The 19,798-nt window shown below is 71.2% G+C and carries 18 protein-coding genes, 1 pseudogene and 1 riboswitch; of the genes and pseudogenes, 4 read left to right on the top strand and 15 right to left on the bottom strand.

Annotated elements, in window-relative coordinates:
- Window positions 1-518: 518 nt before the first annotated feature.
- Window positions 519-1,661, bottom strand: coding sequence for a glycosyltransferase family 4 protein (locus ACFYP4_RS33340; RefSeq protein ID WP_388790566.1), 1,143 nt, complete (start codon window positions 1,659-1,661; stop codon window positions 519-521).
- A 139-nt stretch (window positions 1,662-1,800) separates the two neighbouring features.
- On the opposite strand from ACFYP4_RS33340, the gene ACFYP4_RS33335 reads away from it, so the two are divergent.
- Window positions 1,801-3,042 (top strand): glycosyltransferase family 87 protein, encoded by a 1,242-nt coding sequence (locus ACFYP4_RS33335; protein ID WP_358853527.1) that lies wholly within the window; start codon window positions 1,801-1,803, stop codon window positions 3,040-3,042.
- Window positions 3,043-3,074: 32 nt separating this feature from the next.
- Here the strand turns inward: ACFYP4_RS33335 and ACFYP4_RS33330 are convergent, their stop codons facing one another.
- The 5 genes from ACFYP4_RS33330 to ACFYP4_RS33310 form a co-directional block, all read right to left on the bottom strand.
- Window positions 3,075-4,259: a hypothetical protein gene (locus ACFYP4_RS33330; RefSeq protein ID WP_388790563.1), complete on the bottom strand. Its 1,185-nt coding sequence runs from the start codon at window positions 4,257-4,259 to the stop codon at window positions 3,075-3,077.
- Window positions 4,260-4,368: 109 nt separating this feature from the next.
- Window positions 4,369-5,385, bottom strand: coding sequence for an NlpC/P60 family protein (locus tag ACFYP4_RS33325; protein WP_358853529.1), 1,017 nt, complete (start codon window positions 5,383-5,385; stop codon window positions 4,369-4,371).
- A 236-nt stretch (window positions 5,386-5,621) separates the two neighbouring features.
- Window positions 5,622-6,668 (bottom strand): NlpC/P60 family protein, encoded by a 1,047-nt coding sequence (locus ACFYP4_RS33320; protein ID WP_358853530.1) that lies wholly within the window; start codon window positions 6,666-6,668, stop codon window positions 5,622-5,624.
- 350 nt (window positions 6,669-7,018) lie between these two features.
- Window positions 7,019-8,368, bottom strand: coding sequence for an NYN domain-containing protein (locus ACFYP4_RS33315; RefSeq protein ID WP_388790559.1), 1,350 nt, complete (start codon window positions 8,366-8,368; stop codon window positions 7,019-7,021).
- Between the two features lie 71 nt (window positions 8,369-8,439).
- Window positions 8,440-8,679: a hypothetical protein gene (locus tag ACFYP4_RS33310; protein ID WP_358853532.1), complete on the bottom strand. Its 240-nt coding sequence runs from the start codon at window positions 8,677-8,679 to the stop codon at window positions 8,440-8,442.
- Window positions 8,680-8,834: 155 nt separating this feature from the next.
- Here ACFYP4_RS33310 and ACFYP4_RS33305 point away from each other — a divergent pair, with 155 nt between their 5' ends.
- The gene (locus ACFYP4_RS33305; RefSeq protein WP_388790556.1) at window positions 8,835-9,566 is read left to right on the top strand and encodes a rhomboid family intramembrane serine protease; all 732 of its coding nucleotides are present in this window, start codon (window positions 8,835-8,837) and stop codon (window positions 9,564-9,566) included.
- Complete coding sequence (locus ACFYP4_RS33300; protein ID WP_355781475.1) at window positions 9,563-9,844, top strand: Lrp/AsnC ligand binding domain-containing protein; 282 nt, start codon at window positions 9,563-9,565, stop codon at window positions 9,842-9,844. The genes ACFYP4_RS33305 and ACFYP4_RS33300 overlap by 4 nt, the downstream gene beginning before the upstream one ends.
- A gap of 56 nt (window positions 9,845-9,900) precedes the next feature.
- Here ACFYP4_RS33300 and ACFYP4_RS33295 read toward each other — a convergent pair whose 3' ends face one another.
- The 6 genes from ACFYP4_RS33295 to ACFYP4_RS33270 all read right to left on the bottom strand — a co-directional run bounded on the left by ACFYP4_RS33295 (window position 9,901) and on the right by ACFYP4_RS33270 (window position 17,045).
- Window positions 9,901-11,262: an aminotransferase class V-fold PLP-dependent enzyme gene (locus tag ACFYP4_RS33295; RefSeq protein ID WP_358853534.1), complete on the bottom strand. Its 1,362-nt coding sequence runs from the start codon at window positions 11,260-11,262 to the stop codon at window positions 9,901-9,903.
- A gap of 172 nt (window positions 11,263-11,434) precedes the next feature.
- Window positions 11,435-11,551, bottom strand: a riboswitch (SAM riboswitch).
- A gap of 83 nt (window positions 11,552-11,634) precedes the next feature.
- Window positions 11,635-12,699, bottom strand: coding sequence for an anthranilate phosphoribosyltransferase (gene trpD, locus ACFYP4_RS33290; protein WP_388790552.1), 1,065 nt, complete (start codon window positions 12,697-12,699; stop codon window positions 11,635-11,637).
- Between the two features lie 157 nt (window positions 12,700-12,856).
- Window positions 12,857-14,488 (bottom strand): cytochrome bc complex cytochrome b subunit, encoded by a 1,632-nt coding sequence (locus ACFYP4_RS33285; protein WP_358853536.1) that lies wholly within the window; start codon window positions 14,486-14,488, stop codon window positions 12,857-12,859.
- The gene (locus ACFYP4_RS33280) at window positions 14,485-15,546 is read right to left on the bottom strand and encodes a Rieske 2Fe-2S domain-containing protein (protein WP_358853537.1); all 1,062 of its coding nucleotides are present in this window, start codon (window positions 15,544-15,546) and stop codon (window positions 14,485-14,487) included. The genes ACFYP4_RS33285 and ACFYP4_RS33280 overlap by 4 nt, the downstream gene beginning before the upstream one ends.
- Entirely contained in the window at window positions 15,543-16,352 is an 810-nt protein-coding gene (locus ACFYP4_RS33275) for a c-type cytochrome (RefSeq protein WP_358853538.1), read from the bottom strand. The genes ACFYP4_RS33280 and ACFYP4_RS33275 overlap by 4 nt, the downstream gene beginning before the upstream one ends.
- Before the next feature lie 72 nt (window positions 16,353-16,424).
- Entirely contained in the window at window positions 16,425-17,045 is a 621-nt protein-coding gene (locus ACFYP4_RS33270) for a heme-copper oxidase subunit III (protein ID WP_355781457.1), read from the bottom strand.
- 178 nt (window positions 17,046-17,223) lie between these two features.
- Here ACFYP4_RS33270 and ACFYP4_RS33265 point away from each other — a divergent pair, with 178 nt between their 5' ends.
- A complete protein-coding gene (locus ACFYP4_RS33265; RefSeq protein WP_358853539.1) occupies window positions 17,224-17,625 on the top strand; it encodes a hypothetical protein in 402 nt (133 codons plus the stop codon).
- A gap of 115 nt (window positions 17,626-17,740) precedes the next feature.
- On the opposite strand, the gene ACFYP4_RS33260 is transcribed toward ACFYP4_RS33265, so the two are convergent.
- The 3 genes and pseudogenes from ACFYP4_RS33260 to ACFYP4_RS33250 form a co-directional block, all read right to left on the bottom strand.
- Entirely contained in the window at window positions 17,741-19,096 is a 1,356-nt protein-coding gene (locus tag ACFYP4_RS33260) for an Ig-like domain-containing protein (protein ID WP_388790547.1), read from the bottom strand.
- Between the two features lie 130 nt (window positions 19,097-19,226).
- Window positions 19,227-19,625: a cytochrome c oxidase subunit 4 gene (locus ACFYP4_RS33255; RefSeq protein WP_358853541.1), complete on the bottom strand. Its 399-nt coding sequence runs from the start codon at window positions 19,623-19,625 to the stop codon at window positions 19,227-19,229.
- Window positions 19,622-19,798 (bottom strand): annotated as a pseudogene (locus tag ACFYP4_RS33250) (cytochrome ubiquinol oxidase subunit I); the annotation flags it as partial. The pseudogene ACFYP4_RS33250 and the gene ACFYP4_RS33255, both read right to left, overlap by 4 nt.

The following is a 19,798-nucleotide window of genomic DNA, read 5'->3' as shown; positions in this document are numbered from 1 at the left end:
GCCTCTTCGCCGTGCGGGCGCCTCTTCGCCGTGCGGGCGCCTCTTCGCCGTGGGGGCGGGGACTCGCCTGCGGGTGGCCCGCCGTCGTGGCCGCTCGCGCCGTTCCCCGCGCCCCTGACCGGGCGCCCCCACGCCGTGGCGGCGAGGCCCCGCCTGCGGGTGACCCGCCGTCGTAGCCGCTCGCGCCGTTCCCCGCGCCCCTGACCGGGCGCACCCACGCCGTGCGGGCGCCTCTTCGCCGTGGGGGCGGGGACTCGCCTGCGGGTGACCCGCCGTCGTGGCCGCTCGCGCCGTTCCCCGCGCCCCTGACGGAGCGCCCCCACGCCGTCGGCGCGTCTTCGCCGTCGTGGCCGCTCGCGCCGTTCCCCGCGCCCCTGACCGGGCGCCCCCACGCCGTCGGGGCAAGGCCTCGCCGGCGCGTGGCCCGCCGTCGTGGCTGCTCGCGCCGTTCCCCGCGCCCCTGACGGGGCGCCCCCACGCCGTGGCGCTCGCGTCGTTGGCCGCGTCTCTGGCGGGGGCTACAGGAGCTCCTTCAGGTGTTCCGCCAGGAGGTCCCAGCGCCACTTCTCCTCGACCCATGCGCGGCCCCGCTCACCCATCCGGTGGCGCAGCTCCGCGTCGCCCAGCAGGGCGACGATCCGGTCGGCGGCCTCCTCGGGTGCGTCTCCGTGGACGACCCAGCCGGTCTCCCCGTCGAGCACGGCGTCGGGCGCGCCGCCCGAGTCCCCGGCGACCACGGGCAGTCCGGTCGCCGACGCCTCCAGGTACACGATCCCGAGCCCCTCGACGTCGAGCCCGCCCCGGCGCGTACGACAGGGCATGGCGAAGACGTCCCCGGCGCCGTAGTGCGCCGGCAGCTGCGACCAGGGCACCGCGCCGGTGAAGCGGACCGAGCCGGCCACCCCGGTGTCGTGCGCGAGCCGGCGCAGCTCCTTCTCGTACGGGCCGCCGCCGACGACGAGCAGCACCGCCTCGGGCTCCCGGGCGAGGATGCGCGGCAGGGCGCGGATCAGCGTGTCCTGGCCCTTGCGCGGGACGAGCCGGGAGACGCAGACGACGACCGGCCGGTCGGTGAGGCCGAGCCGGGCACGGACCTCGTCGCCGCCCGAGCCGGGATGGAACGTCTTCTCGTCGACGCCGGGCGGCAGTTGGACCATGCGTGAGGCGGCCTCGGCCGTGAGCGCCGAGGCGATCCGGGAGCGCGTGTACTCACCGAGATAGGTGATCGTGTCCGTGGACTCGCCGATCCGGCGCAGGAGCCGGCGCGCGGCGGGCAGCTGCGCCCAGCCCGCCTCGTGGCCGTGCGTGGTGGCCACGAGCCGCCGGGCGCCCGCCTTCCGCAGCGCCGGCGCCATCAGGCCGAGCGGTGCCGCCGCCCCGAACCACACCGACGTACAGCCGTGTTCGCGCAGCAGGCCGGCCGCCCGCCGGGTTGCCGCGGGCGTCGGCAGCAGCATCGTCGTCCGGTCCCGTACGACGGTGAAGGGCTGCTCCGCGTCGAAGGCGGCCGTCGCCTCGGCGCCCTCGCGGCCGCGCTTCCACGTCGACGCGTAGACCACGAGCTGCCCGGGATCCAGCCGCAGCGCCATGTTGTGCAGGAACGCCTGGATGCCGCCGGGACGGGGCGGGAAGTCGTTGGTCACGATCAGGGTCTTGTCCATCGCGCCCGACCCTATCCAACCGCCCTCCCGGCCGTACTCCCAGCTCCGTACGGCCGCGCTTCATGGCCGTCGCACAGCCCCGCGGGCCATCATGACTCCGCGAAACCGCGCGATCCGGACGAACAAGGGCCAGGTGGGCATGACCGGCACAAGGGGGGAAAGGTTTCCGTACGCGCTTGCGGCGACCTGGGGCCTGACCAGACTGGTGCTGCTCCTCTTCGTCTTCAAGGTGTTCACCTTCCCCGGCCCCGACGTGACGAGCGACGTCTCCGTGATCTACCAGGGCTGGTACGAGGTGCTGCGCACGGGGACGTTCCCGCTGGACGACGTCACCTGGCAGTACCCGCCCGCCGCCGCGCTCGCGGTCCTCTCCCCCGCCCTGCTGCCCTTCCTCGACTACACCCCGGCCTTCTTCGTGCTGGCCCTCCTCGCCGATCTGCTGGTGTTCGCGCTGCTCCGCTACGCGGGGCTGCGTCCCGGCAAGTCGCCGCGCGGGGCCTGGATGTGGGTGGCGGGCGTCGCACTGCTCGGCCCCACGGTGTACGCCCGCTACGACGTGATGGTGACGGCGGTGGCCGTCGCCGCGCTGCTGGCCGGGGTGCGCCACCCCCGCACGATGGGGGTGCTCGCGGGTCTCGGCGCGCTGCTGAAGGTGTGGCCGGTGCTGGTGCTGGTGGGCGCCGCCGGGGGGAGCGCGAAGCGGGCCTGGGCCTCGGCCGCGGTGACCGTCGGGGGCCTCGCCCTGCTGTGCGCGGTGTCGATGCCCGGGGCGTTCTCCTTCCTCGCCTTCCAGCGCGGCCGCGGCACGGAGGTGGAGTCGCTCGGCGCCCTCGTCTTCCATGTCGCCCGGCACTTCGGCTGGGACGGCGAGGTGCTGCTCAACTACGGCTCGGTGGAGTTCGTCGGCGCGCACGTCGGCCTGGTGAGCGGGGCGGCGCTGCTCCTCACGGCGGTCGCGTTCGGCTGGATGCTGCTGTGGCGGCTGTGCGCCCGGCGGTTCCTCGCGCACACCCTCGCCGAGGCCGCTTTCGTGGCGGGGCTCATGTTCACCACCACGAGCCGGGTGATCAGCCCGCAGTACATGGTGTGGCTGGTGGGGCTCGCGGCGGTCTGCCTGTGCTTCCGCGGCACCCGGATGACCCGGCCGGCCGCGCTGGTCCTGGCGGCGGCCCTGGCGACCGTCCTGGAGTTCCCGCTGTGGTTCTCGCACGTGGTCGCGAGCGACGCCCTCGGGATCGCGCTGCTGCTCGCGCGCAACGGCCTGCTGGTGGCCGCCACCCTCACCGGGGCCCTGGAACTGTGGCGCGGCACGGTCTCCCAGCCGGCCCCCACCGTCCCCGGCCAGGCGACCCGCACCAGGGAGACGCTGAGCTCGTCCTGAGGGCACCTCAGGACACGGGGGCCGCGCCCCGGTCAGCCGAGCTGCGACCGCAGGTACTCCCGCCACCGCCCCGTGAACGCCTCGGGTGTCGTGTGCAGGACGTCCCGCAGGGCGCCCTCGACGGCCCCGGCGCGCTGCGGGTGGGCGCCGACGGCACGGTAGAAGTCGTTCAGCCGGACCTCGCCCCAGCGGTCGGCGATCAGCCGGCAGGCCATCCAGCCGCCCTCGTACGCCCGCACGAGACTGGCCGCGTCCCCGGTGAAGCCGAAGTCCGCGTCCTCGGGCAGCGCGGCGGGCAACCGCCCGTCGGCCACCGCGCGCTGAAGCTCCGGTGCGACCTTGGCGGCGGGCCGCCCGCTGCCGAGGTAACCGGCCCAGTCGGCGTACCCCTCCGACAGCCACAGGGGCGTGGCCGCCGTGGTGTGGGCGCGGCTGGCGACGTGGGTGGTCTCGTGGGTGAGCACGACCTGTCTGCCGAGGCCGCCCAGGACGCCGTACGCCTCCGGGTTGATGATGATCCGGTCCGCGGGCGCCCTCGCCGGTCCGCCCGCCTCGCCCGTGGTGACGGCCGCGATCCCCCGGTACCCGGACGCCGCCGCGCCGAGCAGCCCCGCCATCCCCTCAAGCGACTTCGGTACGAGCACGACGACGTGCCCCGGCCAGTCCGTGCCCCACGTCCGCGACACCGCGGGCACCGCGCGGTCCGCGAGGCCCGCGAACCGGCGCAGCGTCTCCCGCGACTGCCCCGCGCCGAGGACGAGGCTGTGCTCGCCGCGTACGACGCTGACGGCCCCCTGCTCCCACAACTGCTCGGCCGCCTTCTTCGCGGGCCTGTCGGAGGTGACGCGCCAGCGCCCCTCGCCGCGGGCCAGGCGCAGGGTGCGGCCGGTGGTGACGGGAGCCCGGTCGTAGCCCTCGACGCGGTAGCTCAGGTCCACGTCGGCGGTGGCGCGGTCGCCGGTGCGGTGGAAGCCGGTCAGCCGGTAGGACCAGGCGGCCAGCGGGACGTCGCGCAGGTTCGCCAGTTCCGGGGCGGCCCCGGTCGCGCGGTAGGCGGCGGCGTCCCGGTGCAGGACCGCGGCCGCCCGCCGGTCGAGGACACCCTGGACCGTGTCGGCGGCGGTGTCGTGCGCCGGCCGGCCCGAGCAGCCCACCAGGGCCACGAGCAGCAGCACACAGCTCGCCACGACCCCCGGCACGCGCCCACGACCAGCCACGTTCCCGATCGTACGGCGGCCGGTCCTGGCCGTGGGCCGGCTGTCCGGGACCCGGCCGGAACCGGACCTTCGGACCGGGCCCGCGGCATCGGGCCGGGCCGCGTGGCGGTCAGACCCGCGTCACCGAGGAGACCGGCATCATGCCCACCGGGTCGTAGCGCACCGGCGCGCCCGGGTAAGGGGCGTGGATCACCTGGCCGTTGCCCATGTACATCGCGATGTGGCTCGCGTCGGAACGGTAGGTCACCAGGTCGCCGGGCTGCGCCTGGGAGAGCGGCACCTGCCGGCCGGCGTACCGCTGCGCCTGCGAGGTGCGCGGCAGACCGACACCCGCCTGCGCGTACGACCACTGCATCAGGCCCGAACAGTCGAAGCCGCCGGGCCCGTTGGCGCCCCACACGTAGGGGCGCCCGAGCGCGGAGCGCGCCGCGGCGACGGCGGCGGCCGCGCGGCCCGAGGACGGCACCGCCCCCTCGAAGCCGGGCATGCCGGGGCGTCCGGAGCGGGAGGCCCGGTCGTAGGCCGCGCGCTGTGCGGACGGCAGCGAGTCGAGCAGCCGGCGTGCCTGGTTCAGCTTCCGCTCGACGGTCCTCTTGTGCCGGGCGACGGCCTTGCTGCTCCTGTCCAGCTCGGCGAGCTTGCCGCTCGCCTCGTCACGCCGCTGGGCGAGGTCGCGCACGGCCGTCCGCAGCCTCCTGAGTTCGCCCGCCTGACGCGCGCCGATGCGGTCGAGCACGGCGGCCTTGTCGAGGTAGTCGTCCGGGTCGTCGGAGAACAGCAGGGCGAGCGAGGGGTCCATGCCGCCGGAGCGGTACTGGGCTCCGGCCAGCGAACCGAGCCCGTCCCGCATGGTGTTGACGCGCTCCTGCTGGCGGGCGATCTCGTCCTGGACCGTGGACACCTGCTCGCGCAGGGTGTCGGCACGCTCGTCGGCCTTGTTGTACGCCTCGGTGGCCTGCTCGGCCTGCTCGTACAGGCGGTCCACGGCGGACCGGGTGTCGTCCTCGGGCTCGGCGAGTGCCGGCACGGCGCCCAGGGCCGCGGCCGCGGCGGACAGCACACAGACGGCGGCGCTGGTCGCGCCCCGGTCGAACCCGGATGGTGCAAGGCGACGATGGGACCCCACGGGTAGCCGCTCTCCCTCCGCTGACGGACCCCCGGAATGGGGGAAACGCGCCAGACAGTAGCCGTGCGACTACGCACCGGCCAACGACCGCAACGGGCACACACCGTGACGCCCCGCCTCAGACGCAGGTCATCAGCGGGGCGCGGGGCCGGCGGGAGCAACACCGATTCGCCCGTTTGGGCGGTGTGGTGAGGGCTTTCCGGGACGGCCGACGGGGCCGGACCGGACTGAACGCGTCAGATGCGGACGCCGAACTGGAAGGGCATGTTGCCGATCGACTCGTAGCGCACGACCGTACCGGTGCGCGGGGCGTGGAGCACCTGGCCGTTGCCGGCGTAGAGACCCACGTGGTGCTGGTCGCCGTAGAAGATGACCAGGTCGCCGATCTGGAGGTCGCTCTGCGAGTAGATGCGCGTACCGGCGTTGGCCTGGGCCTGCGAGGTGCGCGGTATGGAGACGCCGGCCTGGGCGTAGGCCCACGAGGTGAGCCCCGAGCAGTCGAAGGAGCTGGGGCCGGTGGCGCCGTAGACGTACGGCGAGCCGATCTTCGTCTGCGCGGCGGCGTACGCGGCGCCGGCCCGGCCGGAGGCGGGCTTGGCGGCGGAGTCGGTGCCGGCGTCGAGGGCGCTGCGCTCGCTGGTGCGGGTGGCGCGCGTCTCCTGCGCGTCGAGGGCGGCCTTCTCCTTGGCCGTCAGGGTGTTGAGGAGCTTCTGCGCCTCGGCGAGCTTGCCCTGGACTTCCTTCTTCTTCTTGCCGAGTTCGGTGCGGGTCTCGGCGAGGTCCTTGAGCTTGGTGGAGGCTTCCTGGCGCTGCTGGGCGAGCGAGCGCTGCTTCTCCTGGATCTTCTTCAGCGACTCGACCTGCTGGCCGCTCAACTGGTCGAGCGTGGACGCCTTGTCGAGGTAGTCGTCCGGGTCCGAGGAGAGGAAGAGCTGGAGGGAGGGGTCGATGCCGCCGGAGCGGTACTGGGCGGTGGCCAGCGAACCGAGGCCGTCGCGCAGGTCGTTGAGCTCTTCCTGGCCGCGGGCGACGTTGTCCTGCAGGGTGCCGATCTGCTTCTCGAGCTTGTCCTGCTTCTCCTTGGCCCCGTTGTACTTCTCGGTGGCCTTCTCGGCGTCTTCGTAGAGCTTGTCGACCTTGGACTTGACCTCGTCCTTGCTCGGCTTCTCGCTCGGCGCGGCGTTCGCGGCCTGCGAGCTGAGGGCAACTGCGGCGGCAGCAGCGGTGGTGAGCACGGTCACGCGAGTGCGGCTCGGCTGCTTGGGTCGACGGTGGGACGCCACGAAGGCGAGCTCCTTCTTCCTCCAGCCGCCTGCCGATGCGCCGACGGGCGGTGTCCCTCCACCGTCACTCCCAATGAGTGATCACCCGAGCGGAGGTTCGAGGCTGACCCTAGTGACCTTCTTGTGATCAGTTCAAATCCTCACAAGAAAAATCTCGGTCACCGAGTGCATTCGTTACCGACAACTCACGTGCAGTCATGCGCGTTTGACGCTACGTTGCGTGAAGGTTTCGCCAATTCGGGCATCCGGCCCAGACGTTACGCATGGTGCGTACGTTGCCTATGATCCGGTAAGCACGGAAAGACGCCACCGCGGACTCGGCCCCGGAAAGCGGTGCATTTGACTCCGCTTCAGCCGCGCGAGAAACGCTTGAGGAGTACGACGGACGCCACCGGCCGGGCGCCGGCCCTGGCGATCCCGTCGGCCACCTCGCGGTCGGTCGACACGACGATGACCGGCCGCCCCACCGGCTCCGCGCGCACCAGCTGGCGGATCAGTTCGTCGGCGGTGACACCGGCCTTGGAGAACAGCACCCGCACCCCGCGGGGCGGCGCGAGCAGCACGGGCGCGGCCAGCTCGGCGCCGTCGAAGACACAGGTCACCTCGGCGCCGGTCTGCGCGGCGAGCTGCGAGAGCTGCCCGAGCAGCCGCAGCCGCTGCTTCTCCAGCGGCATCTGCGGATAGCCGGTCTTGGTGACGTTGTAGCCGTCGACGACCAGATGCGCCTGCGGCAGCGCGAGCAACTGGTCGAGGATCGCCGGGTCGTTCTCGGACAGCGCGCGGGCGGCGATGTCCTTCGGCGTCATCCGCCCCGGCTCGACGGCGTCGACGGTCTCGGCGGGCCGCTGGGACACCGGCGGCAGGGCGAGCTCGCGCCGCAGCCCCTGAGCGGCGTCCAGCACCGTGTCGAGCAGCAGCCGCACCCGCATGTCCTCCACGCTGCGGCCCTCGCGCGCCGCCCTGCGGGTGGCCTCCAGGGCCGCCTCGGCCTCCCCGAGCCGCGCCTTGAGCCGCCGGTTCTCGCTCTCAGCGGCCGACACCTGAGCCTGCGCCTCGGCGCGCGCGGTCTCCGTCTCGCTCTGGACCTTGCGCAGGGCCGCCTCACCGCGCTTGATGTCACTGAGGGCGCTGCGCAGCTTGCGGTGCAGCGATTCGGCTTCCTTCCTCGCCGCCTCCAGCTCCGTACGCAGCCGCTCGGTCTCGGCCCTGGTCTGGCCGCGGGCCGCCGCCAGCTCCCCGCGCAGCCGCTCCAGCTCGGCCCGGTTCTCCTCGTCGGCGCGCTCGGCGTCCGCCCGCTGGGCCTCCTCGCCCGCGGCGGTCACCAGCTTCACCCAGCCCGTGGGGCGCAACACGTAGGCCGCGGCCCCCACGTCCAGCGGGTCCGCGGCCGGGGGCGGTGAGCCCGCGTCGAGGGCGCCGGTCAGTTCCGGCTGGGCCTCTCTCAGCTTCTCGGCGATGCGCTGTCTGAACAGCGGGTCCGTCTCCAGCGCCGCGGCCATGGCGTTGCCCGCGAACTTGGCCCGCCGGTTCGGGGCGAACCGCGCATACTGCCGCAGCTGCGCGGGCAGTTCGGTCATGGTCAGCCCGCCGAAGCCGTCGGACACGATCTGCACGACCCGGCGGCGCACGCCGTCGGGCAGCGGACGGTCGAGCACCTCGGCGGTGCCGTCGTCCGGCTCCCCGCCCGTGGTCTCCACCATCCGTCACACCCCAATTTCTCGCGGGGCCCTCCCCCGCTCTCGGCTTCGCTCGAGCGGGGGGACCCCCATCGTCAGGAGCCGGCGCCCGGCCTGTCCACGAGTTCCACCTGGTCCACCGCGTTGCACCAGCGGCACCGCACCGAGTCGATGGTCTCATTGACCACCTCCCGCTCCTCGACCTTCGGCTCACCGGCCAGGTCGAGGTGCACATACTCGACGACCTTCGAGGAGCGGGTCACGTCGAAACGCGTGAGGTTGCCGCAGAGCATGCAGCGCCATCGGGTCTCGGCGGTCGGCAGGGGAACCGTCATCGTGGCTGTTTCGCCTTCCCTCTAGTGTCCGTGATGCGCCAGCTTTCCTGGTGCGTGTGGCTCGTACCCTACGGCCTGGCGGGACTCCGACGCTCGGGCGTCCACGCGGCGAGGCGGTCCGGGCGGTCCGGTCCTGTTACGTCATGCTTTGCCGCATGACCGGAAAGTGGAGTGCGGCGGTCGGCCGGACGAGCCGGGGGCGGTCGGCGCCGGTGACGTACGGACTGATCGGCCTCTGCTGCCTGATCTTCGTCATCGGCCCCGCGGCGGGACTCAACCCCGCCTACGGCACCGGGGACGAGCTGCTCGCCGCCCAGCAGGCCTACTTCCACCGCTGGGGCGTGGTGCCGGCCGAGCTTCTCGACGGAGTACCACGGGCCTGGCTCACCCCCGCGACGGCCCTGTTCATCCACGGCAGCTGGCTCCATCTGCTGGGGAACATGCTCTTCTTCTGCGTCTTCGGGGTGATGGCGGAGGAGCGCATGGGCCATGTCGAGTTCGCCCTCTTCTATCTGGGCTGCGGATATCTGGCCCTGCTCGGGTACGCGATCGCCAACGCCGAGTCCACGCAGTCCCTCGTCGGCGCCTCGGGGGCGGTCTCCGCGGTCCTCGGCGCGTTCCTGTACCTGTTCCCCGGCGCCCGGGTGACCAGTCTCCTCCCTTTCCTGTTCTTCCTCCCGCTGCGCTTCCCGGCCTGGGTGGTGCTGCCCTTCTGGGCGGTCCTGCAGTGGCTGGCGGCGGGTCGCGACGACCAGGGGCCCGGAGTCGCCTACCTGGCCCACCTGCTGGGCTTCTTCGCCGGGTTCCTCCACGCCTGGGTGCGCTTCGGCCGTGGGACTAGAGTGAAAACCCCAGTGACGGCCCCCGAGGGAGAGAACCAGCCGTGATCACCGCGATCGTGCTCATCAAGACCAGCGTGGACCGGATCCCCGAGATCGCGGAGTCGATCGCGGCCCTCGACAGCGTCAGCGAGGTCTTCTCCGTCACCGGCACGTACGACCTGATCGCCATGGTCCGCGTCCAGGCGCACGACGACCTGGCCGACGTCATCCCCGGCCGGATCAGCAAGATCCCGGGCGTCGAGGGCACCGACACCCACGTCGCGTTCCGCACGTACTCCCAGCACGACCTGGAGGCGGCGTTCGCGATCGGCCTCGACTCCTGATCCGCCGGCACCGCACCGCTCCCACCGCCTCCGGGCGCCGAGCCTTTCCTACGGCCTCAGACCGCCGGGACGCAACGCCCGTCCTCGGTCCGGTACTGCCACCGGGCGCCGTCCCGCACGAGTTCCCGCACGGCGCGGACGAAGCGCTCGACGTGCTCGTCCGGGGTGCCCGCGCCGAAGCTGACGCGGATGGCGTTCAGCGACTTCTCGCCGGGCGCGGCCTCCGGGGCCCCGCACTCCCCCTGGCTCTGCGGGTCGGTGCCCAGCAGGGTGCGCACCAGGGGGTGGGCGCAGAAGAGTCCGTCGCGCACCCCGATGCCGTACTCGGCGGACAGCGCGGCCGCGAAGTGCGAACTGTTCCAGCCGTCGACGACGAACGAGATGACGCCGACACGCGGGGCGTCGTCGCCGAAGAGCGACAGCACCCGCACCTCGGACACCTCGGCGAGGCCCGCGCGGACCGTGTCGATGAGGTGCTGCTCGCGGGCCACCAGGGTGTCGAACCCGGCCTCGGTCAGCGCCTTGCAGGCCGACGCGATGGAGTGGACACCGATCACGTTCGGCGAGCCGGCCTCGTGCCGGGCCGCGCTCTCGTGCCACTCCACGTCGACCCCGCCGTCCGTGCGGCGTGACACCTTGCGGCTGGCGCCGCCGCCCGCGAGGTACGGCTCGGCCTCGGTCAGCCAGTCGGCACGGCCGGCGAGGACGCCGGAGCCGAAGGGCGCGTAGAGCTTGTGCCCCGAGAAGGCGACCCAGTCGACGTCCAGGTCCTGCACGGACACCGGGTGGTGCGGGGCGAGCTGGGCCGCGTCGAGGACGATGCGTGCGCCGTGCGCGTGGGCGGCTGCGGCGAGCTCACGCACCGGCCACAGCTCGCCGGTGACGTTCGAGGCACCGGTGACGCACACCAGGGCCGGCCCGTACGGGTCGCGGCCGGCCAGCGCCCGCTCCAGCGTGGCGACGGCCTCGCCCGGGGTGCGCGGGGCGTTCAGGTACGTCACGCGGGCGTCCCGCCAGGGCAGCAGCGAGGCGTGGTGCTCGGTCTCGAAGACGAAGACCTGGCAGTCGGAGGGCAGGGCGGAGGCGAGCAGGTTGAGCGAGTCGGTGGTGGAGCGGGTGAAGACGACCTGGTCGCCGGTGCGGCAGTCGAGGAACTCGGCGACGGTCCTGCGGGCGTTCTCGAAGAGGTCGGTGGACAGCTGCGACAGGTATCCGGCGCCCCGGTGCACGCTGCCGTAGTACGGGGCGTACGCGGCGACGTCGTCCCACACCCGCTGCAGGGCAGGAGCGCTGGCCGCGTAGTCCAGCGCGGCGTACGTGACCTCGCCGCCGGTGACCAGCGGGACGGTGACATCCCGGCCCAGAACGGGCAGCGGGGCACAAACGGACCGGTCGGCGGCCGTGGTGGGGACAGACATGGCGAACTCCTGTGAGAAGCAGGCGGATTCGCTGTGCGGACGGCCCGCGAAGGGGGCGGCTCCGGCACAGGGAAAAGTGAAAAGGGTGTGCGGAGGCGGGGCGCTGCGCCCTATCGCATTCGCTTGCTCACAGAAGGCTCCCTCGACGACCAGGACCCCTGGTGAGGCGAGGGGTCCGCGCTTGCCGCAGACCTCGCTGCCTACGGCCTGGTCTTCACCCGGGGCACCCCGCCACGGACGGAGGGTTGCCGGACAGCCGGCCGGGGCCTGATGGCTGTCGCTCATGACCTGGTACAGCATCTTGCCAGAAGATCGTCGACGCGCAAGGCGCGGTCCAGAATCCGGACCGCGCCCGCGCGTCTCGCGTCCGGTTCAGGCGTGGCTGGCCGCGACCCACCGGCCGAGGGTCCGCCTGGCGGCTCCGGAGTCGATGGCCTCGGCCGCCTTCGCCATCCCCGCGCGGATCCGCTCCGCGAGCGGTCCGTCTTCCGGCTCCAGGGCGACCAGGGCCGCCGCCGAGTTCAGCAGCACCGCGTCCCGTACGGGCCCGGTCTCGCCGTTCAGCAGCCGCCGGGCGACGTCCGCGTTGTACGACGCGTCGGCGCCCCGCAGAGCCTCCACGGGGACGAGTTCGAGGCCGACGTCACGCGGGTCGAAGCTCTCCTCGTGGACCTTTCCCTCGCGGACGATCCACACCCTCGACGTGGCCGTGGTGGTCAGCTCGTCGAGACCGTCGTCGCCGCGGAAGACCAGCGAGGAGTGACCGCGCTCCGCGAAGACACCGGCGACGATGGGCGCCATCCTGAGGTCGGCCACACCGACCGCCTGGGCCTTCACCCGGGCCGGGTTGGTCAGCGGGCCCAGGAAGTTGAAGGTGGTCCGGATCCCCAACTGCCCGCGCGCGGCGGCCACATGACGCAGCGCCGGATGGAACTTCACCGCGAAGCAGAAGGTGATCCCGGCCTCCTCGGCCACCTCGGCGACCCGCTTCGGCGTCAGCTCCAGATTGACGCCGAGCTTCTCCAGGACGTCCGAGGCGCCGGACGCGCTCGACGCCGCCCGGTTGCCGTGCTTGACCACCTTGGCGCCCGTGCCTGCCACGACGATCGCGGACATCGTGGAGATGTTCACCGTCTTGGCGCCGTCACCGCCCGTACCGACGATGTCGACGGTCTCGCCGGGCACCTCGATCACGTTGGCGTGCTCGTACATCGTGCGGACGAGACCGGAGATCTCCTGGACCGTCTCGCCCTTCGCGCGCAGCGCGACCGCGAACCCGGCGATCTGCGCGTCCGTCGCCTCGCCGCGCATGATGCGGTCCATCGCCCAGGCCGTCTCGTCCGCGCTCTGGTCACGGCCGTCGAGCAGGCCGTTCAGCACCTGGGGCCAGGAACGGCCCGCCGCGATGTCGCCTCCAGCGGGGGTCACAGCACTCATATGCCGCTCCTGGGTTCGTGGAAAGGGACGAGAAGACACGTACACGACGTGTGACGGACAGGGTCCACCCTATCCAGGCCCGGGGACGGCAAAGAGCCCCGTCCATGCAATGGACGGGGCTCCAGCCGTGGCGATCAGGGTGTGACCGGGGTGCGGATCAGTGGTGGCCGTGGCCGCTCGTGATCTCCTTGTACTCCTCGACCGTGGGCTTGGGGATCTGGTTCTCTTCCCCGTAGTACGCGTTGCTGAGCTTCGCGCGCAGCTTCTGCGTGCCCGAGACCTTGCGCTCGACACCGTTCTCGTCGACCGCGGGGCCGATCTCGGCCGGCTCGTACTGCTCGTGCGCGGTGAGCGTGTGCAGCGACTCCTGGCTGAGCGGCTCGTGCACCTCGACGAACTCACCGTGCGGCAGGCGCTTGATGATGCCCGACTCGCGGCCGTGCAGCACCTTGTCCCGGTCCCGGCGCTGGAGACCGAGGCAGATCCGCTTGGTGATGATGAACGCGACGACCGGCGCCACGAAGAACGCGATGCGCACGAACCAGGTGATCGCGTTGATCGACATGTGGAAGTGGGTGGCGAAGAGGTCGTTGCCACCGCCGATCAGCATGACGACGTACCAGGTGATCCAGGCGACACCCACGGCCGTACGGGTCGGGACGTTGCGCGGGCGGTCCAGGATGTGGTGCTCGCGCTTGTCGCCGGTGACCCAGGACTCGATGAACGGGTAGACCGCGATGACGACCAGCACCAGCGGGAAGATGATCAGCGGGACGAAGACACCCAGGACGAGGGTGTGGCCCCACAGGTTGATCTCCCAGCCCGGCATGGTGCGGATCAGGCCCTCGGAGAAGCCCATGTACCAGTCGGGCTGCGCGCCGGTCGACACCTGGTCCGGCCGGTAGGGGCCCATGGACCAGATCGGGTTGATCGAGGCGATGGCCGCGATGACCGCGATGACGCCGAAGACCAGGAAGAAGAAGCCGCCCGCCTTGGCCATGTACACCGGCAGCAGCGGCATGCCTACGACGTTCTTCTCGGTCTTGCCCGGGCCCGCCCACTGCGTGTGCTTGTGGTAGAAGACCAGGATCAGGTGGGCGACCAGCAGGCCGAGCATGATGCCCGGCAGCAGCAGGACGTGGATCGAGTAGAACCGCGCGACGAAGTCGCCGCCCGGGAACTCGCCGCCGAAGAGGAAGAACGAGAGGTACGTGCCGACGATGGGCACGGACAGGATCGCGCCCTCCATGAAGCGGACACCGGTGCCGGAGAGCAGGTCGTCCGGGAGCGAGTAGCCGGTGAAGCCGGTGAACATGCCGAGGACGAACAGCAGGAAGCCGAACAGCCAGTTGACCTCACGCGGCTTGCGGAACGCACCCGTGAAGAACACGCGCATCATGTGCACGAACATGCCGGCCAGGAAGACCAGCGCCGACCAGTGGTGGATCTGCCGGATGAGCAGACCGCCGCGCACGTCGAAGGAGATGTGCATGGTCGAGTTGAACGCCTCGGACATCAGCTGTCCCTGCAGCGGGACGTAGCTGCCGTGGTACTCCACCTCGTTCATCGACGGGTGGAAGAACAGCGTCAGGTACACACCCGTGAGGATGATGATGATGAAGCTGTAGAGGCAGATCTCACCCAGCATGAAGGACCAGTGGTCCGGGAAGATCTTGCGCATGTTGGACTTGGCGAGGGAGTAGATCCCCAGCCTGCCGTCCGCCCAGTCCGCCACCCGCTCACCGGCGGGGGCCTTCCCGCGCGAACGCTCGCTCTTTGAAGTACTCATCCGCGCTCCCAGAAAGCAGGACCGACGGGCTCTTCGAAGTCGCCGAGCGCCTGAAGGTAGCCCTCATCGTTCACACCGATGCGCAGCTGCGGCAGCGGGTGACCGGCCGGGCCGAAGATCACTCGGGCACCGTCGGAGAGGTCGAAGGTGGACTGGTGGCACGGGCACAGGACGTGGTGCGTCTGCTGCTCGTACAGGGAGATCGGGCAGCCCACGTGGGTGCAGATCTTCGAGTACGCCACGATGCCCTCGTGCGACCACTCGAGCTCGCGCTTGTCCTTGATGTCGTCCGGCTGGAGCCGGACGATCATCAGGGCCGCCTTGGCGATCTCGGTCTGGAACTCCTCGCTGTGCTCCTCCAGGCCCTCGGGCTTGACGAAGGTCAGCGAGCCGACGACGACGTCCGAGGGACGCAGCGGCTCGTTCGTGTTCATGTTGACGAGGAGCTTGCCCTTGGACCACATCGTGTGACGCAGCTTGTCCCCGGGCAGCGGGCCCAGGTCCCGCAGCAGGACGATGCCGGACAGCGGCACCAGGGTCAGCGCCCCGAACATCGTGTTCCGGATCAGCTTGCGACGGCCGAGCGCGGACTCCTTGGCGCCCTGCTGGAAGTCGGCCAGCACCTTGGCGCGGACCTCCGGCGACGCCTCGATCGGGTGGCGGTCGTCGGCGACCTCCTCGTCGGACATCAGCGTGCGGGCCCAGTGGACCGCGCCCGCGCCGATGGCGAAGAGCGCGACACCGAGCGTGGTGCCCAGCGCGAAGTTGAGTCCGCTGATGTGCCCGAGGGGCCAGATGAAGACCGACCTGTCGGCCGGGATCGTCACGAACGAGACGATGAAGGCGACCGTGGCCAGCATCGACAGCGTGAACAGCATGGCGACCACGCGCTCGGAGCGCTTGGCGGCCCGCTCGTCGATGTCCTGGACGCGGTGCTCGTGGGGCGGCAGCCCCGGGTTCGCGAACGGGTTCTGCTCGTCCGCGATGCCGACCGCAGCGCGCTGCTCGTCGGTGGCCCGCTCAGCAGGCAGGTTCTCTGGAATGTCTTGGCTACTCATGACTTCTTGGCCTTTGCGGTCCGAGCGGCGACCCAGACGGCGACGGCGATGAGCGCGCCGAGTCCGAAGATCCAGCCGAACAAACCTTCACTGACCGGCCCGAGGCCGCCCAGGTCAAGGCCGCCGGGGCTCTCGGTGTCGTCTCCGTTGACCGCGTGGAGGTACGCGATGATGTCCTTCTTGTTCTTCTCCGACATCGTCGTGTCGGGGAAGGACGGCATGTTCTGCGGGCCGGTCTGCATGGCCTCGTAGATGTGCTTCGGGTCGACGTCTTCCAGGCTCGGCGCGTACTTGCCCTCCGAGAGCGCACCACCCTTGCCGGTGAAGTTGTGGCACTGCGCGCAGTTGGTGCGGAAGAGCTCGCCGCCCTTGGCGATGTCCGCACCCTCAGGGCTGTACTGGTTCTTCGTCGGCACCGAGGGACCCGCACCGAGCGAGGCGATGTACGCCGCGAGCTGGTCGATCTCGGCCTGCGAGTAGATGTTCTTCTTCTTCGGGATCTGAGCACCGGGCTGCTGGGCCGGCATGCGGCCCGTGGCGACCTGGAAGTCGACGGCCGCGGCACCCACACCGGTCAGGGGGGGACCGTCTGTGGTTCCCACACCGCCGGTGCCGTGGCAGCTTGCGCAGCCCACGGAGTACAGCTTCTTGCCCTCGTCGATGGCGAGGGACTGGGCGGTTTCGTCGGCCTGCGCCTTGCTCGCGGGTGCGAACGCGGCGTACAGCCCCCCGGTGGCCGCCAGCGCGAGGAGTAGGACGACGACCGCCGCCAGCGGATGGCGTCGTCGTGCGGAGAGCTTTTTCACGGATTACCCCGGTGTCAGGATCTTCTGCGTCGATGCTTCGGAATGGATCGGTCCGCCGTTGCGGCGCGCCGACTACTTGATCATGTAGATCGTGGCGAAGAGGCCGATCCAGACGACATCGACGAAGTGCCAGTAGTAGGACACGACAATGGCGGCGGTTGCCTGCTCGTGAGTGAACCTTCTGGCCGCGTACGTGCGGCCGAGGACCAGCAGGAAGGCGATGAGACCGCCCGTCACGTGCAGGCCGTGGAAGCCGGTGGTCAGGTAGAACACCGAGCCGTACGGGTCGGAGGAGAGCGAGAGCCCGTCCTTCTTGACCAGCTCCGTGTACTCGAAGACCTGACCGCCGATGAAGATCGCACCCATGATGAAGGTGACGATGAACCACATCCGGAGCTTCTTCACGTCCCCGCGCTCGGCGGCGAAGACGCCGAGCTGACAGGTCAGGGAGGAGAGCACCAGGATCGTGGTGTTCGTCGCCGAGAACGGGAAGTTCAGGCTGGACGCCATTTCCTTCCAGTGATCCGGCCCGGTCACCGATCGCAGGGTGAAGTACATCGCGAAGAGGGCCGCGAAGAACATCAGCTCGGAACTCAGCCAGATGATCGTTCCGACGCTGGTGAGGTTCGGCCGATTGACCGACGGGTGCGCGTGCCCGGTTTCTACTGTCGTTGCTGTCGCCACGACCGACATTATGTCGGTCGCTTATCCCGCCCTCACCCCGGGGGGTGCCGTTCGGAGTGTCCGGGGGGTGTGTCCAGCCCGTATGGCCCATCGAAGCCCTGTCCGAACCGGTGCTGACGCGGTGTGCGAGGGAGTAGCATCCGCGCAGCGGTTCACACCCGTACGACGCCGAAGTCACGGAGGAACAATGCAGCCGACCGCCACGGTGCTGGTCTACAGCGACGACTCCAACACCCGCGAACAGGTACGGCTCGCCACCGGCCGCAGGCCCGCGGGCGACGTTCCCGAGGTCGAGCTCATCGAGTGCGCCACGCCCGCCGCGGTCCTGACGGAGCTGGACAAGGGCGGGATCGACGTCTGCGTGCTGGACGGCGAGGCGGTGCCGATGGGCGGGATGGGTGTGTGCCGCCAGATCAAGGACGAGATCTTCAACTGCCCGCCGGTCCTCGTGCTGATCGGGCGCCCGCAGGACGCCTGGCTGGCCACCTGGAGCCGTGCGGAGGCCGCGGTGACCCATCCGGTCGATCCGGTGGAGTTCGCCGCCACGCTGGCCTCCCTGCTGCGCCGCAGGGCCCTGCAGGGAACCTGACCGGCCGGCCGGCCGGGCGTGTCGGCGGCCGCGGGCCGTCCGGGGCCGCCCGATCCGTCGTCCGTGCGGCGGGGCGGTGCCGGTCTCGGCCCCGCGCCCCTCACGGAGCGCGGCCTCAGGCACTCTCCGGACGCAGCCGCGCCCGGTCCGCGGGCGGGGGTCCGTCGGGGGTGCCGCCGAGCAGCGCGCTTCCGGTGCGCCACTTCTCCCAGTCGAGGTTCCAGTCCCCGAAGCCGTTGCCGAACGGGGCCATGGTGTCGCCGCCTGAGTTCTCGACCTTGACGATGTCCCCGGCGCGGAAGTTCTTGAAGAACCACTCGGCGTTGGCGGTGCTCATGCCGGTGCAGCCGTGGCTGACGTTGGCGGAGCCCTGGGAGCCGGTGGACCAGGGGGCCGCGTGCACGTACTCGCCGCTCCAGGTCACCCGGGTCGCGTAGTAGACCGGCAGGTCGTAGGAGTCGGCGCTGCCCTCGGATATGCCGATGCTGGTGCCGCGCATGCGTACGAAGTACTCCTTGCCGAGCACGACCTTGACGCCGTTGCGGGTCTCGAAGCCCGGCTTGCCGGTGGTGACGGGGATCTGCTTGATCTCCTCGTCGTTGCGGTAGACCCGCATCGAGTGCGCGGCGGCGTCGGTCACGGCCACCACCCGGTCACCCGTGGTGAGGCTCAGGGGTTTGGCGTTGCCGCCCCAGAGCCGGTCACCGATCTTGATGCCGGCGAGGTTGGCGTGCGCCTGTACGGCCGCGTCCGCGGGCCAGTACTCCTTGGGGCGGTAGTGCAGCTCCTTGTCGTCCACCCAGTGCCAGGCGCCCTCGACGGCGGGCGTCGAGTCGACCTTGAGCGCGCGCTCGACGACGGCCCGGGAGGCCTTGTCCTTGACGGGGGCGCTCAGCTCGGCGGTGACGGGCTGGCCGACGCCGTACTCGCCCGCCTTCGGCCCGAAGGTGACGTCCAGGCGTTTCTTCGCGGTGGGCTTGCCGGTGTCGAAGGAGAGCATCTTGCGGCCGGGCGCGCCGTCCTCGTCCTCGGTGCTCACGCGGACCGTGTAGTGGGCCTCGGCGGCCAGCGGGGAGGTGCTGTGCCAGCGGCGGCCGTCGGCGGCCAGTTCCCCGGCCAGGTACCTGCCGGTCGCGTCCACGGCCGTGACGTCCGTGATGCGCCCCTCGGAGCCTCTGGTGGTGATCTCCAGGGGCTTGTCCGGGTCGGCCTTCCCGCTGTCGCCGGCGGGGCCGTTGAAGGCGATCTGGTCGGCCGCGTCGTACGGCTCGGCCGACAGCGCCCTGTCGTCCGCGCTGCACGCGACGGAACCCGCGCCGAGGGCGGCCACCAGCAGGGCACAGCTCACGGCCGTACGGACGGGCCGGCGTGGCGGCGCGGAGAGGCCGAGCGCGCGCGGGCCCGAAGGATGGAACACGGTCGGCCTCTCGACACCGGCTCCTGCGCCGCGGAAGAACACTGTGTGGTTCATGGCCTCACGCTATGAACCACCGTCGGCCACGGCGCGGCGAGTGAGCCGTGCGGGGGACACGGTGTACGGCAAACGAGGGAGCCCGGACCCTCCTGACGGAGTGTCCGGGCTCCCGGGCGCTTGGCGCGTGCTACTGGGTGCGGTTCTCACCGCGGTAGTACTCGAAGACCCAGCCCCACAGACCGATGAAGATGATCGGAGCCGAGAAGTAGAGCAGCCACCAGCCGAAGACGACGCCCATGAAGGCGAAGGCGCCACCGATGCCGAGGGCGAGCGGCTGCCAGCTGTGCGGGCTGAAGAAGCCCACCTCGCCGGCCTCGTCCGCGACGTCGGCCTCCTTGTTGTCCTGCGCGAGCTGGTCGACACGCCGGGCCGTGAAGGCCAGGTAGTAGCCGATCATGATGCTCAGGCCGAAGCCGAGGAACAGTGCCGTGGTACCGGCCGGCTCCTTCGACCACACGCCGTAGACGATCGCCATGACGAGGATGAAGACGGCGAGCCAGATGAACATCTTGCCCTGGATCTTCACTTGCCGGCCTCCTTGCTACCCGCGAGGGCGCTGGCACCCTGCCCGCCGTGACCGAGCTGCTCGAGAGCGGCGATCTCGGGGTGGTGCAGGTCGAACGCCGGGGATTCGGAGCGGATCCGCGGCAGGGTGAGGAAGTTGTGCCGCGGCGGCGGGCAGGAGGTCGCCCACTCGAG

This window comes from Streptomyces sp. NPDC005551 (genome assembly GCF_042871785.1).
In the GTDB taxonomy this organism is placed as follows: Bacteria; Actinomycetota; Actinomycetes; order Streptomycetales; family Streptomycetaceae; genus Streptomyces.
This window is presented reverse-complemented; position numbering and strand designations above follow the sequence as displayed.